At 61.0% G+C, this 14,616-nt stretch carries 13 protein-coding genes; 3 read left to right on the forward strand and 10 right to left on the reverse strand.

What is annotated here, in order from left to right; genetic code table 11:
- Positions 1–46 precede the first annotated feature (46 nt).
- Positions 47–562: an Hcp family type VI secretion system effector gene (locus AB7M22_RS07870; protein ID WP_007900657.1), complete on the reverse strand. Its 516-nt coding sequence runs from the start codon at positions 560–562 to the stop codon at positions 47–49.
- Positions 563–667: 105 nt separating this feature from the next.
- Entirely contained in the window at positions 668–862 is a 195-nt protein-coding gene (locus AB7M22_RS07875) for a hypothetical protein (protein WP_454185814.1), read from the reverse strand.
- A 101-nt stretch (positions 863–963) separates the two neighbouring features.
- Between AB7M22_RS07875 and AB7M22_RS07880 the strand changes: the two genes are divergently transcribed.
- Positions 964–1,641 carry a type 1 glutamine amidotransferase domain-containing protein gene (locus AB7M22_RS07880; RefSeq protein WP_454185815.1) on the forward strand — a complete coding sequence of 226 codons (678 nt, stop codon included), beginning with the start codon at positions 964–966 and terminating at the stop codon, positions 1,639–1,641.
- 256 nt (positions 1,642–1,897) lie between these two features.
- Here the strand turns inward: AB7M22_RS07880 and hglS are convergent, their stop codons facing one another.
- The 5 genes from hglS to AB7M22_RS07905 all read right to left on the reverse strand — a co-directional run bounded on the left by hglS (position 1,898) and on the right by AB7M22_RS07905 (position 8,434).
- Positions 1,898–3,289 (reverse strand): 2-oxoadipate dioxygenase/decarboxylase HglS, encoded by a 1,392-nt coding sequence (hglS, locus tag AB7M22_RS07885; protein ID WP_454185816.1) that lies wholly within the window; start codon positions 3,287–3,289, stop codon positions 1,898–1,900.
- 129 nt (positions 3,290–3,418) lie between these two features.
- On the reverse strand, positions 3,419–4,636 hold the full coding sequence (gene glcF, locus AB7M22_RS07890) for a glycolate oxidase subunit GlcF (protein WP_454185817.1): 1,218 nt from the start codon (positions 4,634–4,636) through the stop codon (positions 3,419–3,421).
- A 266-nt stretch (positions 4,637–4,902) separates the two neighbouring features.
- Entirely contained in the window at positions 4,903–5,952 is a 1,050-nt protein-coding gene (gene glcE, locus AB7M22_RS07895) for a glycolate oxidase subunit GlcE (protein ID WP_454185818.1), read from the reverse strand.
- Positions 5,952–7,451 (reverse strand): glycolate oxidase subunit GlcD, encoded by a 1,500-nt coding sequence (gene glcD / locus AB7M22_RS07900; protein ID WP_454185819.1) that lies wholly within the window; start codon positions 7,449–7,451, stop codon positions 5,952–5,954. Before glcD ends, glcE begins: the two co-directional genes overlap by 1 nt.
- Positions 7,452–7,504: 53 nt before the next feature.
- Positions 7,505–8,434 (reverse strand): alpha/beta fold hydrolase, encoded by a 930-nt coding sequence (locus AB7M22_RS07905; protein ID WP_454185820.1) that lies wholly within the window; start codon positions 8,432–8,434, stop codon positions 7,505–7,507.
- Positions 8,435–8,642: 208 nt separating this feature from the next.
- On the opposite strand from AB7M22_RS07905, the gene AB7M22_RS07910 reads away from it, so the two are divergent.
- Together AB7M22_RS07910 and AB7M22_RS07915 are read left to right on the forward strand one after the other, a co-directional pair.
- Entirely contained in the window at positions 8,643–9,716 is a 1,074-nt protein-coding gene (locus AB7M22_RS07910; RefSeq protein WP_454185821.1) for a diguanylate cyclase, read from the forward strand.
- A 209-nt stretch (positions 9,717–9,925) separates the two neighbouring features.
- Complete coding sequence (locus AB7M22_RS07915; RefSeq protein WP_454185822.1) at positions 9,926–11,167, forward strand: M20/M25/M40 family metallo-hydrolase; 1,242 nt, start codon at positions 9,926–9,928, stop codon at positions 11,165–11,167.
- Positions 11,168–11,402: 235 nt separating this feature from the next.
- Here the strand turns inward: AB7M22_RS07915 and AB7M22_RS07920 are convergent, their stop codons facing one another.
- From AB7M22_RS07920 to AB7M22_RS07930, 3 genes are all read right to left on the reverse strand, one after another.
- The gene (locus AB7M22_RS07920) at positions 11,403–12,272 is read right to left on the reverse strand and encodes an isocitrate lyase/PEP mutase family protein (RefSeq protein ID WP_123499689.1); all 870 of its coding nucleotides are present in this window, start codon (positions 12,270–12,272) and stop codon (positions 11,403–11,405) included.
- Positions 12,273–12,500: 228 nt separating this feature from the next.
- Positions 12,501–13,535, reverse strand: coding sequence for an arginine N-succinyltransferase (gene astA, locus AB7M22_RS07925; protein WP_007896054.1), 1,035 nt, complete (start codon positions 13,533–13,535; stop codon positions 12,501–12,503).
- A 61-nt stretch (positions 13,536–13,596) separates the two neighbouring features.
- Entirely contained in the window at positions 13,597–14,613 is a 1,017-nt protein-coding gene (locus AB7M22_RS07930; protein WP_454185823.1) for an arginine N-succinyltransferase, read from the reverse strand.
- Positions 14,614–14,616 lie beyond the last annotated feature (3 nt).

Raw genomic sequence — 14,616 nt, forward strand, 5'->3', positions numbered from 1 at the left:
ACATCGACCAGCAGAGCTGGCCGATGTTTGGAACCGTCAGCCGCGATTAAGCGACCGGAACGCGCCAGTCATCGGAACCCGAAGTACCGGATACTTCGTGGGTCCAGGTGATTTTGCGGTAGGTGAATTGCACTTCTTCCAGGTGCGTGAAGTGCGAGTTCGACGGATCCTGGCAGTTGTGCATTTTGTTGTTGATGGCGACGATGATCGCGTCTTCCAGTTTGGTGGTGTAGTAATGCTCTTGGGTACCTTGAGCCGAAGTGCGGTACCACTGGATAACGATTTCGCTCATGCGCTCGCCGGAGGTCAGCGCCGCTTGCAGCAGTGGCGAGGACTTGTCGTAGACCTTGGTGATCACGACTGGCTTGTGTACGCGCTGACCGGTTGGTTGGCCGGACTGTGGGTCACGCGGGATGATCACGTCGTGGCTGAAAGCCTGAACCATGACCTGGTCTTCGTGACCTTCCTGGTAGGTGTTGCCAACGGAGTCGGCGGTGAACGCGCCGGCAGTGATCAGGCCTTGTTTCTCGCCAGTAACGGACATGTACGCTGGTGTAGCCATGGATGTGCTCCTTGCTAAAAGTTAGGGTGCCCGGGAGGCGGTATCGCCCGGTGGGTGCCTGACTGTTATCAAGGTCCGTGCCAGAAATGATTAATGCTATATAAATCAGGTGGTTGAGGTTGTTTTTTCAGCGCCGAAGAGGTTTTTGGCAAGGATCCGCTGAAAAAGTGCGCAAGAAGTTGCGCACCACTGCGCAACTTCTTGCGCACTTGGCTGGAGGGCTTGATAAACCTGACGTCCAGCCTCGTTCGAGGACTTTTCACCGACACAGTTGCGCAACTTCTTGCGCATCAAGGCCATGAGCCGTCACCCCCGACAATGGGCGCAACGAACAACGCTGTCCGATGGTCAAACCCAGCGCCGAGATCATTGAATAACCCTGACATCGACTGGAGAACGACATGAAAATCCTGATGGTTTTAACGTCCCACGATCAATTGGGTAACACCGGTAAGAAAACCGGCTTCTGGCTCGAAGAATTTGCCGCACCGTATTACACCTTCAAGGACGCTGGCGCGCAGCTGACCCTGGTCTCACCCAAGGGCGGCCAGCCACCGCTGGACCCTAAAAGTGATGAGCCGGACGCGCAAACCGCGGCCACCGATCGCTTTCACAAGGATTCCGCTGCCCAGTCCGCATTGGCGTCTACCGGGGTGCTGAGCACCGTGAGGGCCGAAGACTATGACGCTGTTTTCTATCCAGGCGGGCATGGCCCGTTGTGGGATCTGGCTGAAGACACCTTTTCAATTGCGCTGATCGAGGCGTTCTACAACGCGGGCAAACCGGTGGCGGCGGTCTGTCATGCGCCAGGGGTATTGCGTCACGTCAAGGATGAGGATGGCCAGCCATTGGTCAAAGGCAAGCGGGTGACAGGCTTCACCAACTCCGAAGAGGCCGCTGTGCAGTTGACAGATGTCGTGCCGTTTCTGGTGGAGGATATGCTCAAGGCCAACGGTGGCCTTTACTCCAAGGCCGATGACTGGGCGAGTTACGTGATCGCGGATGGTCTGTTGCTGACTGGTCAGAACCCGGCGTCTTCGGAAGAGACCGCCAAGGTGTTGTTGGCGAAGCTGCAATAAGATCAAAAGATCGCAGCCTGCGGCAGCTCCTACCTCGACCGCGTGAAACCGCAATACAACGGGTGCACCCAACCCCCGTAGGAGCTGGCGAAGCCTGCGATCTTTTGATCTTGATTTGGTTGGTGGCCCGAACACAGCCAAAAGATCGCAGCCTGCGGCAGCTCCTACCTCGACCGCGTGCAACCGCAATGCAACGGGTGTACTCGATCCCCGTAGGAGCTGGCGAAGCCTGCGATCTTTTTTGCGGCCATCACGCCTATTCGGAAACGTTCAAACCCAGTGCCGCAAAACACTCCTCAACCGACCGCCGCTGCGTCTCGGCATACAGCCCCAATTCATCAATCGTCGACCTTCCCAGAGCTTTTTCGAACGCTTGCTGGTTCGAATGCACGCCATAGTGGGTTTGCGCGGCATCCCCCAGGTTCGACTGAAAAATCCCCGCCGCACTGACTGGCAGAAAGTCTTCGTACACCAGCGGTTCAACCCGCACATAACCGTCGCGAAGCAAATCCTCCAACGACAAACCTTTCAGCTCATCCGCCGCCAAGCCTTTTTCTGTCACGAAGTAGCGAAAGTACGCCAGTTCCTGTCGGCGCATGTCCTCGACGGTGTCAGGAAATTCGCCAAAGTGCTGCGCCATTAGCGCGTTGTAGCGTGCGGCGTTGGCTTCGTTGGGGAAGTCCTTCAGTTCATCCCGGGCAGCATTGAGCAAGCGGTCGTAAAGCGCCCGGCCTTTGGGGGTGAGCGCCGCGCCGCGTTGCTCGATTTCACCGAAACGGGCGCTGTGGCTGCCACGGGTTTCGGCCTGATCGGTAAAAGCAATCGGCTCATCCAGCGCCTTGAAGCTGGTTTGACGCAGCAGGATCGGGCATTGCCGGCGGGGTGGGCCTTCGATCACCGCTTTGGGGGTGATGCCATGGGCGGGCATTTGCGCCTGCACGATGTCGATGTCCAGGGTGCGTGGCGTCAGGTGGTTGATGTGCGGGCCTTTGAAGGCCACCACGTCGGCGATCAATCGATGCTGGGCGCTGAGTTGCTGGTATTGCGCGGCGGTGACGGTGGCGCTGTGGTGCCAGCGGAAGGTCTCCAGGGCTTGTGCGACGAAGTCCTGCGCCTCGTATTCGGTCAGGCCGCCCTGGGTTTCAGCGCGTTCAATGAGGGCCAATGCCGCTAGGGTGAAGATCGAGCGCGTATCCAGCACCGACTGGGCAAAGGTTCGCAGTTCGGTGTCTTCGATCAGTTCCAGGCGCAGCAGCGAGGTGAACACCCGGAATGGGCTGACCTGCAACGCCGACTCATGCACGGCACGGAACGCGGTGGAATGCACCGGCACGCCGGCCGGGGTCAGGTCGTAATAGCCCACCGGTTGCATGCCCATCACCGCAAACAGGCGGGCGAGGGTCGCCAGTTCCGCGGCGGTGCCCACGCGGATCGCACCATGGCGTTCCAGGTCCAGCCGCTGGATTTCGCGGGTGCTGTGCAGCTGTCGGGCGATCTGCGGGTCGCTGTCCAGCACGTGGCGGTTGGTCTGTTCCACCAGCTCCATCAGCGCGCCGTACAGCGGCACTTCTTCGCGGTACATGTCGGACATCGCTTTGGAGAAGCGTTGGCGGATCAGGTCAGGGCTGACGAAGTTCGGATGGCTCATGAAAAGTTTCCTGGCGCAGTGACGTAACGGATGCCGGAAAAGATCGCAGCCTTCGGCGGTGCCGACAAACGAAGTTTCTGACGAACTTCATTCTGCCAAGGACTGTTCTTGCAGCGCGGGAGTGTTCGGTTATCGCAGAACTTGGTCGACCAATTCGATCCAGTGCCTGACTGGCGTTCGTCCGGCGCTGTTGAGGTGGCTCTGACAGCCGATGTTGGCGGTGGCGATGACCTCGGGGTGGCCGCTTTCCAGGGCGTTGAGTTTGTTGTCGCGCAGTTGCCGGGCGAGTTCCGGTTGGGTGATCGAATAGGTGCCCGCCGAGCCGCAACACAAATGACTGTCGGGCACCGCCGTGAGATTGAAGCCCAACCGCGTCAGCACTGCTTCTACCGCTCCGCCTAGTTTTTGAGCGTGCTGCAAAGTGCAGGGGCAATGGAAGGCGATCCGCTGGTCAGTGGCGGTGCAGACCCGTTCCAAAGGTTCATCGGCCAGCACTTGCACCAAGTCCAGGGCCAGTTCGCTGACCCGCTGGGCTTTGGCCGCATAGACCGGGTCGCGCTCCAGCAGATGCCCGTAATCCTTGATGAACGCGCCGCAGCCGCTGGCGGTTTGCACGATGGCTTCGGCGCCGTTTTCCAGGTGCGGCCACCAGGCGTCGATGTTGCGTCGGGCGCGCTCCAGGCCCATGGCTTGGGCGTCGAGGTGATAGTCCAGCGCGCCACAACAGCCGGCATCTGGCGCCGGGATCACGCTGATCCCCAGTCGATCCAGCACCCGCGCCGTCGCAGCATTGGTGTTCGGCGACAGACCGGGCTGCACGCAGCCTTCGAGCATCAACACCCGACGCGCATGCCGAGGGGCAGGGCGCTCGCCTGCGGCGGGTAGGTCGAGGGGCAGCTTCGCCTCGATGCCCCGTGGCAGCAATGGCCGGAATGTGGCGCCGATTTGCAGCAAAGTCCTGAACAGATTCGGATTCGGCGCCAGTGCCCGCAACCCTTGGCGCAACAGCCGCTGACTGGCCGGGCGCGGCACCGCTTGATCGATCACGGCACGGCCAATGTCCAGCAGGTTGTGATAATCCACCCCGGACGGGCAGGTGGTTTCGCAATTGCGGCAGGTCAGGCAGCGATCCAGGTGCAACTGGGTTTTGGCCGTGGCGGGGGCGCCTTCGAGCACTTGCTTGATCAGGTAGATGCGCCCACGCGGCCCGTCCAGTTCATCGCCCAGCAGTTGATAGGTCGGGCACGTCGCGTTGCAGAACCCGCAATGCACGCAGGTGCGCAGAATCTTGTCTGCTTCTTCGGCGCGGGGCAGTAGTTTGGACTGTTCGCTGAGGTTGGTTTGCATAGGGGGCGCTCTCCATTAGTTTCCCCGCCGCGCCGGGTCTGCTGTTGTGCAGGGCAAGGCGCGAGAAGCGTGGTTTGGTCATTCCAAATAAGCTTCGAGCAACGCAGCCCTGCACAACAGCAGGCCCGGCCCTTCGGGTTGTGCCTTAAAGCGGGCCAGGCTGCGTTGCAGGCCTTGGAAAGGGAACAACCATTACCAGCGGCCTCCGCCTTGCCTGGCCCGCTTTAAGGCGACAACGCGGAGGGGAAACTAATGGAGAGCGCCCCCTAGAGTTCCGCGTACATCCGCCCAGGGTTGAACAGCCCTTGCGGGTCCAGTTGCGCCTTGAGTTGCCGGTGATAGCGCAGCAGCGCCGGGTTCAGCGGCTGGAATGGCGTTTCGCTGACGCCATGGCTGAAACAGGTGGCGTGGCCGCCGAGTTCAAGGGCTCGCGACTGAATGTTGTCGGCTGCGGATTTCAACCAGCGTTGTGCGCCGCCCCAGTCGATCAGTTGCTCACCGGGCAAGTCCAGAGTCCCGAGGTTGTTGGGCAATGACAAGCGCCACAGCGGCAGGCCCTCATTGAAAAAGTCTAGTCGTTGTTCGTTCAGGTCGGCCCAATAACCGGAGTCCAATGGTTCGCCGCCGAGTCGTTGATGGGCGGCCGTCACCGAACCTTCGCCGCCTTCGAGCCGCAGATACAGACGCTGACCATCGTGGCTGGCAGCGCTGATGGGCAGTGGTTGCTGACCCCATTGCGCCAGATTGGCCAAGGCGTGGGCGCAGTCGATGTCCAGGCTGATGCTCAAGCATTGCCGGGGTTTGGGCAGCACTTTGAGCGAGACTTCGGTCAGCACGCCGAGGCAGCCGTAACTGCCCACCATCAGGCGCGAGAGGTCGTAGCCGGCGACGTTTTTCATCACTTCGCCGCCGAAACGCAGGTGGGTGCCGAGGCCACTGATCACCCGCGTACCGAGGACAAAATCGCGCACCGAACCGGACCACGGGCGCCGAGGTCCAGACAGCCCCGCCGCGATCATCCCGCCGACGGTGGCGCCTTCACCGAACGACGGCGGCTCGCAGGGCAGCATTTGCCCCTTTGCATCCAGTGCGGCAAGCAGTTCGCTCAGCGGCGTGCCGGCGCGAACGCTGATCACCAGCTCCGTCGGGTCGTAGCTGACGATGCCGCGATGGGCGCGGGTATCGAGTATTTCTCCGGCCACTTCACGGCCAAGAAACGCCTTGGTATTGCCGCCCTGAATGCGCAGCGGCGTGGCGTTCTCCCGCGCCTGCCTGACCTGCTCCAGCAGGGTTTCACTGGCATCGAAGTCCGGCATCAGAAGCGCTCCAGCTCAGGAAACGGCAGTTGCCCGGCATGGATGTGCATCGCGCCGAATTCCGCGCAGCGGTGCAGGGTCGGGATGTTCTTGCCGGGGTTGAGCAGGCCCTTTGGATCGAACGCGGCTTTGACGGCGTGAAACAGCGTTAACTCGTCACTGTTGAACTGCGCGCACATCTGATTGATTTTCTCGCGGCCGACGCCGTGCTCGCCGGTGATGCTGCCGCCGACCCTCACGCACAGTTCGAGGATCTTGCCGCCGAGGGCTTCGGCCCGTTCCAGTTCACCGGGCTGGTTGGCGTCGAACAGGATCAACGGGTGCATGTTGCCGTCACCGGCATGGAACACGTTGGCCACGCGCAAGCCATATTCTTGCGCCAGGCTGGCGATGCCCTTGAGCACACCGGGCAGTTCGCAGCGGGGGATGGTGCCGTCCATGCAGTAGTAATCCGGCGAGAGGCGGCCAATTGCCGGGAAGGCGTTCTTGCGCCCGGCCCAGAACCGCACGCGTTCGGCTTCATCCCGAGCCAGGCGCACCTCACTGGCCCCGGCCTGTTGCAAGACCTCGCGGACCCGCTCGCAATCGTCGTGGACATCAGCTTCGACGCCGTCCAGTTCGCACAGCAGGATCGCTTCGGCGTCCACCGGGTAGCCGGCATGGATGAAATCCTCGGCGGCACGGATCGCCAGGTTGTCCATCATCTCCAGGCCTCCGGGGATGATCCCGGCGGCGATGATCTCAGCCACTGCGCGACCGGCCTTTTCCACGGAATCGAAACTCGCCAGCAGGACTTTGGCGACCTGGGGTTTGGGCAACAGTTTGACCGTGACTTCGGTGATGATCCCGAGCAAGCCTTCGGAGCCGGTGAACAGGGCCAGCAAGTCGAAGCCCGGTGCGTCCAGCGAATCGGCGCCGAGGGTCAGGTGTTCGCCTTCAAGGGTCAATACTTCGAGTTTCAGCAGATTGTGCACGGTCAGGCCGTATTTGAGGCAATGCACGCCACCGGCGTTCTCCGCGACGTTGCCGCCGATGGAGCAGGCGATTTGCGAGGACGGGTCCGGCGCGTAATACAAACCGAAGGGCGCCGCCGCCTGGGAAATCGCCAGGTTACGCACCCCCGGCTGGACCCGTGCGGTGCGGGCGGCGGGGTCGATGTGCAGGATGTTGTTGAACCGCACCATTACCAGCAGCACGCCTTTGTCCAACGGCAGGGCACCGCCGGACAACCCGGTGCCGGCCCCGCGCGCCACCACCGGCACGTTGCGGGCATGGCAGAGCTTGAGCAGCGCCTGCACCTGTTCCAGCTGCCGGGGCAGGGCGACCAGCATCGGCGTGGTGCGATAGGCCGAGAGACCGTCGCATTCGTAGGGTTTGAGTTCTTCTTCGCGCCAGAGAATGTCCAGGTCCGGCACCTCCTGCTGCAAGGCCTTGAGTAACGCGGCCTTGTCCACGTTCGGCAGAACACCGTCGATGCGTTCGTCGTAAAGAATGTTCATGATCGCGCCTCATATGAATCGCTGAACATCACCCCCGAATTATCCGCCGAATATCATGAGCGATGTGTCTCCAAAAACTCCCGGTACAACCGCGCCGTATGGGTCGGTTGCTCAACCATCGGCATATGACCGACACCGTCCCAGATTTCCACCCGCAAATCGGCGATGCCCTTGCTCCAGACCGGTACGCTGCTGACATCGATCAAACGGTCCTTGCGCCCCCACAGGAGCAGCGCCGGGCATTTGATGTCGGGCAGTTTTGGCTCCATCGGCGGGCTGGCGTGAAAATCCCTGAAGATTTCTTCCAGATCATCGCGCTGCTGTTCATAGCGCTGGGCGACGGCGTCCAGCACGATCCCCGGCACCCACGGCGGCGAGACCATGGTCATGGCGTAGAAATACTGGAATTCTTCCCGGGAATGAATCAAAAACGGGTTGTGGCCGCGGGCCAGGTGTCGCTCCATGTCACTGGGCTCCGGGGCGGTGACGCCGGCCGGGTCGAGCAGCGCCAGCGAGATAATGCGCTCCGGGTAGTTGGCCGCCAGCCATGCCGCGATGTAGCCGCCCATGGAGTTGCCGATCACGTGCACCTTTTCGACCCCACAGATATCGAGCAACTGGATCAACCGTTTGGCCTGGACTGGAATGTCATAGCCGCCGCCAGCCTTGAAGCCGGTTTCACCATGACCGGCGAGGTCAGGAATAATCACCCGGTAGTCATCGACAAAATGCCGGGCGAAGCGCAGCCAGATGTTCTTGTCGGCGCTGTAGCCGTGCAGCATCAGCACACTGCTGGAGGCTTCGTAAGGCCCGCCTTGCCAGGTCGAGACGGTCATTTCGGTGATCGGCACGACGATCTTGTGCAACCGATACAGCCGGGCCTCCAGCGCCATGTTCAAGTCATAGAGCCAGTAACCGATGGCCGGGTAGCTCAACCAGCTCCAAGCCACGAAGACGGCGATAGTGACAACCAACAAAAGCATCAGGCTATTCCTTTGCAGTGATCAGGGCAGGTTGTTTATCGATCCTTCCCTTCATGTATAGACCAAACATTGGGCACTCAGCTCATGGCGAGGTCATGCTATTGATACCGCCAACCGGTGATGGCTATTTGCCGTTGCCCTGATAGACTTCAAACACACTTTCAATCCCGTGTGTTGTCAGGCTCCGTTCAGTGGTACAGAGGCCGATATGGAAAATAAGGGAGGAAAGGGACTTTCACTGGCCAGGAGGCTTTACGCGTCGCGAATCCTGGGTTTGGCCCTGGGATTATTGTGCGTCGGCGCAGGGATGTATCCACTCGACCCGGCGCCTTGGGTCTGGGGGGTGATGCTGATCAACGGGCTGCTCTGGCCCCATGTGGCTTATCAATGGGCACGCCGGGCGAAAATTCCTTTTCACGCCGAACACCGCAATATCCTGATAGACGCGTTTCTCGGCGGTTTCTGGGTCGCCGCCATGCAGTTCAATCCGCTGCCCAGCGCAGCCACACTGTCCATGATGGCGATGCACAACGTGGCCATCGGCGGTTTGCGTTTTCTGTTGATGGGCGCCGTCGCGCAGGTGCTTGGGATAGGCCTCGGGCTGCTGGTGTTCATGCCGGCTTTTGTCCCGCAAACCAGTACGTTTCAGCTGTACGCCTGCTTGCCTTTGCTGTCGATTTATCCGCTGTCCTTTGGCTGGATCTGCTTCCGTCAGGCCGACACCCTCGGCCGACACAAGCGCGAACTATTGGCCCTGAGCCGCACCGACAGCCTGACCGGCCTGCTGAATCACGGTGCCTGGAAAGATCAGCTGGAAATCGAGTTTCAGCGCTGCCAACGCCAGCAGCAGGGCGGGGCGATTGCGCTGATCGACATCGACCATTTCAAAATCATCAACGACACCTACGGCCATGTCGCCGGGGACATCGTCCTGCGTCAGCTGAGCAAAATGCTCAAGCAGAACCTGCGCGCAGCGGATGTCGCCGGGCGCTATGGCGGCGACGAATTCTGCGTGCTGCTGCCGGACCTGCCTCTGGACCGCGCGGCCGTGGCGATGGATGCGCTACGTGATCGTTTCGCCACATTGGGGTACGAGCAGAACCCGGCGCTGAAAGTCAGTTTGAGCATCGGCCTGGCGGCCTTCAACCCGGCCCACGACGACGCGACCCTGTGGCTCAACGACGCCGACCAGGCGCTCTACGAAGCCAAGACCACCGGCCGCAACCGCGTCATTTGCCACAGTGATGGCAAACCGCATAAGGCGATGCTCGATTCGGTCTGACCGAATCAAATCCCTGTGGGAGCGGGCTTGCCCGCGATGACGGCGGCACATTCAACATCTCCGTGATTGTCAGACCGCTATCGCGGGCAAGCCCGCTCCCACAGGGGATGTGTGGTCAATCGGGTTTGTATGTGTCGCATCCGGTGTAGAGCCTTGCGTCGTAGTCAGGTAGGGTATTTTCGACCCCGACACGAAACAAGGATCGATTCATGACGTTCAAACTCTCTCGCTCCCTCCTGGCCACCAGCCTCGGCCTGACCCTGGCCCTCGGCGCCTTCACCCCCGCAGCCTTCGCCGAACCCCATAAACAAGTCCTCGCCGATGCCGAACAGTACAAGGGTGAAGCCCTGAAACTGCTGGAACGGTTGGTGAACATCGACTCCGGCTCCGGTTATGAGCCGGGCCTGACCCAGGTGAGTGACATCGCCATCGAGGAGTTGAAGAAGCTCGGTGCCACCATCGAACTCGTGCCCAACACCCCGGACAAGAGCAACCATGTGTTGGCCACCCTCAAAGGCACCGGCAAGGCGAAAATCCTGCTGATGGCGCACATGGACACCGTGTTCAAGGAAGGCTCCGCTGCTGCGCGCCCGTTCCAGATCAAGGACGGCCGCGCTTACGGGCCGGGTGTGATGGACGACAAGGGCGGCATCGTCGCCGGGATCTATGCGCTGAAAGTCCTGAAAAACCTCGATTTCAAGGACTATGCGCAGATCACTTTCTTGCTCGACGCCAGTGAAGAAACCGGCTCGAACGTCGCCACCGACCTGATCAAGAAAACCGCCAAGGCCCACGACGTGACCCTCAACCTCGAACCGGGTCGCCCGGCGGATGGTTTGGTTGTATGGCGCAAAGGCAGCGCCACCGCCGTGGTCGAGGTCAAAGGCAAGGCATCTCACGCCGGCGTCGCGCCGGAGCTGGGGCGTAATGCGGCCATGGAAGCCGCACACCAGATTCTGCAACTCGGCAAACTGGGGGATGCAGAGAAGAAAACCACCATCAACTTCACCGTGCTTAACGCTGGCGACCGCACCAACGTGATTCCGGATCAGGCCACCGCCAAGGCTGACGTGCGGGCAGCGGTGCCGGAAGAGTTCGACCGGATCGAAAAGGACCTGGCGCGGGTTTCCAAGGACAAGCTGATTTCCGAGACTGAAGTGACCACTACCCTTAAACGCGGCTTGCCACCGATGCCGCAAACGGCGGAGTCGGATCGCTTGATGGCCATGGCCCAGGGGATTTACGGCGAAATTGGCCGCAAGCTGACGGAAGAAGGCAGCGGCGGGGCGGCGGATGCCAGCCTCTCGGCCGGGGTGGGTACACCGACGCTGGATGGTTTCGGGATTGTCGGCGGCAATATCCATACTCCCGAGGAATACGCCGAGGTCGAGAGCGTGGCACCACGGATTTATCTGCTGTCGCGGATGATTATGGAATTGACCAAGAAGTAATCGGCCAGATCATTCCTTGATGTGGGGCAGGTTCTGTTGTGAGGGGGGAGTTGGCCCTGAGGAGGGAGGTTCAAGGTTGCGATTTTGTGGTGTCTCATCTGGCCCCTTCGCGAGCAAGCCCGCTCCCACATTTGATTGCGGGTGTGCACAAATAATGTGTCCACAGAAAATCCAGTGTGGGAGCGGGCTTGCTCGCGAAGGGGCCAGACGTCACACCATCATTTGCGCCGAACCCTCACTCCTTGACGCTCATATATTCCTTCGCCCAAACGATGTATTCCTCAGGCTGCGTGTACGTGTGCGTCAGTTCAGTCGCGCTCAGATCCGATGCCTGGGTGAAGATCTGGCGTTGTTCGCGCAGGCTGTCATAAGTCGCCTTGATCGCCGCGAAGTACGCACCATGCCCGTCGATGGTGACGCGCACACCCAGTTCGGCCAGGCGATCGTCGTCGCGCAGCAACGGGTTGCCATAGGTGACCAGCATCAGCGGTACGCTCAGGTGCTCGGCGATTTGTTCGAGGTGATCGAAGTCCCGCACGCCCACCATGCAAATCCCGTCCGCCCCGGCCTGTTGGTATTGCTTGGTGCGGCTGATGATCTCCTGAACCGGCAGGATCCCGGCATTGGTCCGCGCAATGATCGCCATTTCCGAGTCGACCCGGGCTTCCAGAGCCGCGCGAATCTTGCCGACGCCTTCCGCGACCCCGATCAGGTCGGTGGACTTGCGGCCGAATTGCGCCGGCAACAGGGTGTCTTCAATGGTCAGCGCGGCCACGCCGGCGCGTTCGAGTTCGACGATGGTGCGCATGACGTTGAGCGCGTTGCCATAGCCGTGGTCAGCGTCGGCGATGACCGGCAATTGGGCCACGCGGCCGATGCGGGTAGCCTGCTCGGCGAACTCGCTCAGGGTGATCAACGCAAAGTCCGGGGCGCCCAGCACCTGCAACGACGCGACCGAACCACCCAGGATCCCCACCTCGAAACCCAGATCGGCGGCAATGCGTGCCGACATGGGGTCGAAGACCGACGCCGTGTGGTAGCAGGCGTTGGAGGCGAACAGTTGGCGGAAATTACGGCGCAAATCTTGATGAGACAGCCTGGACATATGAGTTCCACCAATACAAAGGAATGGAAGGGCTTGAGCAAAAGTGTCAACGCCGAAGGAACAAAAGGCTATCACGGGGAAGGGTAAAGAATGATGACGAATTTGCTGGCCTTGGGATGCAAGATCAAAAGATCGCAGTCTGCGGCAGCTCCTACAGGATGTTCAACGATCGATGTGGACGGGTAAGGAATGATGTAGGAGCTGCCGAAGGCTGCGATTTTTTTCCGATCACGCCGCCACCGCCTGCTGCTGTTGATTGCGCAGCGGCACGGCGCGGACCGAGTTGCCGGGTTGCAGTTGCAGGCGTTTGGCGGTGAGCCGGTCGACGATCAGGCTGTTGCCGACCAGCCGCGCCTGGGCGGTGGTGATGCGGCAGTTTTCCAGGCGTCGATTGTGGATCAGCCACACTGGCGCCTGGTCGTCGGGCGTGCCAATGGCCAGCTCCAATCGTTGGCTGTCACGCACCGTGCGGATTCTCGACACCGGGGCTTCGATCACCGGGCCGGCGTCGAAGATGTCGATGTAACCCTTATGGGCAAACCCCTCGGCGGTGAGGATCTTCAGCGCAGGTTCGCTATTCGGGTGCGGCTTGCCGATTACCGCCTGGGCCTGTTCGGTGAGCAGGCAGGTGTAGAGCGGCTGGCGCGGCATCAGTTCGGCGATGAACGCTTTGCTGCCTAGCCCCGACAAGTGATCGGCATGGCTGAAGTCCATCTTGAAAAAGTGTCGGCCCAGGCTGTCCCAGAACGGTGAGCAGCCTTGTTCGTCGGCACTGCCGCGCAGTTCGGCAATGAGCTTGTCGCCGAACAGATGGGGAAATTCGGCAACGAACAGCAGGCGCCCCAGCGACAGCAGTCGACCATTATTGCCGTGACGTTGATCGTGTCGCAGAAACAGCGAACAGATTTCCGATTGGCCGGTCATTTCGTTGTTCAGGAACAACGTAGGAATCTGGCGCGCAATACCCAGGTCCGGCGACGAGCTGACCGTCAGTCCGACCCGGTAGTTGTACCAGGGCTCCCGCAGGCCGACAGCCCCCACCAGGGCACTGACGCCGACCACTTGTTGATCGTCGTCCTCGAGCACGAACAGGTAATCGGCATCCGCACGCTCGACTTGTTCGGCAAAGGTGCGCTGAGACCACCGCACTCGGTGGGTCAGGCGTTCTTCACTGGCCGGCAGGGTGGTGACCCCGGGGGCGGCCCGTTGCACCAAATCCAGCAGGGCGGGCAGGTCGGTGACTTGAACCGGGCGGACAATCATGATGCAGCTCCTTCTTCGCGCTTGTTCGAGCGCTGTCGTTGGGCACGGGGCCGGTGGCGGCTCACAGGGCGATCAACCGGATCGTGCTGGCGTCGGTCACATTCAGGGCCGCGCACATCTCGGCGCTCAAGGCCACGGGTTGCCCGGCGTGGTAGTCCAGCTCGGCAACAATTGCGCGGTAGTCCTTCAACGAATCGTTGCTCACCAAGTAGTTGCCGCGCGCATCGATGGCTGAGCCAGGGTGTACCGTGCCGGTCTGGCTTCGGGCGATAGAGCGAATGTTCGAGGTGCGTGCGTACAACGTCGGACCACCGTCGAACAGGTCGATGTAGCTGTTGGTCTCGAAGCCTTCGCGTTCAAGAATGTCGAAGGCCTCCTGACCGTCGGGATGAATCCGGCCGATACAGGCCTGTGCCTCCTTCGGCAGCATCGGCACGTAGATCGGGTAATGCGGCATCAATTCGGCGAGAAATGTCCGGCTCTGCAGACCGCAAAGCCGCTCGGCCTCGACGTACGGCAGGTCGAAGAAATGCTTGCCCAGCGCATCCCAGAACGGTGACTGGCCCTGTTCGTCGCTGTAGCCAACGATTTCGGTGATCACCGCTTCGGCAAAGCGCGCCGTGTGGGCGGCGATGAACAGCAGCCGCGCCCGGGACAGCAACTCGGAAAACCGCGTGCGTTCCAGTGCCGCGTCGATATGGAAACCGCGCAGCAACGTATGACCACTGAGGTCGTGGCACAACGACAGCGCCGGCACCCCGTGCTCGATGTTCAGCTCCCGTGAGGCGCTGGTGAAATGGCGGTTGCGCAAACTGTAGAACGGCTCGTTGAACCCTGCGGTGGCGAGGATTTCCGAGCAGCCCGCCAGACGACGGGTCGTCAGATTTTCCAGCACGAAGAAATAATTCTCCGGACCAGGACCCTGCACGGCTTTTTCGAACGAAGCGCAGGAATCGAGAATCTTCTCGCGCAGGCGTTCGGTGTCGTCCGGCAAGGACGTGACCCCCACCAGACTGTCGCGCGCCAGTTGCTGCAACTGGGGCAGGTCGGTTAACTCCACCGGGCGTAAGACCAGCATGGA

Source organism: Pseudomonas sp. ADAK2 TE3594 (assembly GCF_053628675.1).

What these genes read in the sequence shown, in the direction of transcription:
- AB7M22_RS07870 (WP_007900657.1), bottom strand. Translation starts at nt 562, where the DNA reads ATGGCTACACCAGCGTACATGTCCGTTACTGGCGAGAAACAAGGCCTG.
- AB7M22_RS07875 (WP_454185814.1), bottom strand. Translation starts at nt 862, where the DNA reads ATGGCCTTGATGCGCAAGAAGTTGCGCAACTGTGTCGGTGAAAAGTCC.
- AB7M22_RS07880 (WP_454185815.1), top strand. Translation starts at nt 964, where the DNA reads ATGAAAATCCTGATGGTTTTAACGTCCCACGATCAATTGGGTAACACC.
- hglS (WP_454185816.1), bottom strand. Translation starts at nt 3,289, where the DNA reads ATGAGCCATCCGAACTTCGTCAGCCCTGACCTGATCCGCCAACGCTTC.
- glcF (WP_454185817.1), bottom strand. Translation starts at nt 4,636, where the DNA reads ATGCAAACCAACCTCAGCGAACAGTCCAAACTACTGCCCCGCGCCGAA.
- glcE (WP_454185818.1), bottom strand. Translation starts at nt 5,952, where the DNA reads ATGCCGGACTTCGATGCCAGTGAAACCCTGCTGGAGCAGGTCAGGCAG.
- glcD (WP_454185819.1), bottom strand. Translation starts at nt 7,451, where the DNA reads ATGAACATTCTTTACGACGAACGCATCGACGGTGTTCTGCCGAACGTG.
- AB7M22_RS07905 (WP_454185820.1), bottom strand. Translation starts at nt 8,434, where the DNA reads ATGCTTTTGTTGGTTGTCACTATCGCCGTCTTCGTGGCTTGGAGCTGG.
- AB7M22_RS07910 (WP_454185821.1), top strand. Translation starts at nt 8,643, where the DNA reads ATGGAAAATAAGGGAGGAAAGGGACTTTCACTGGCCAGGAGGCTTTAC.
- AB7M22_RS07915 (WP_454185822.1), top strand. Translation starts at nt 9,926, where the DNA reads ATGACGTTCAAACTCTCTCGCTCCCTCCTGGCCACCAGCCTCGGCCTG.
- AB7M22_RS07920 (WP_123499689.1), bottom strand. Translation starts at nt 12,272, where the DNA reads ATGTCCAGGCTGTCTCATCAAGATTTGCGCCGTAATTTCCGCCAACTG.
- astA (WP_007896054.1), bottom strand. Translation starts at nt 13,535, where the DNA reads ATGATTGTCCGCCCGGTTCAAGTCACCGACCTGCCCGCCCTGCTGGAT.
- AB7M22_RS07930 (WP_454185823.1), bottom strand. Translation starts at nt 14,613, where the DNA reads ATGCTGGTCTTACGCCCGGTGGAGTTAACCGACCTGCCCCAGTTGCAG.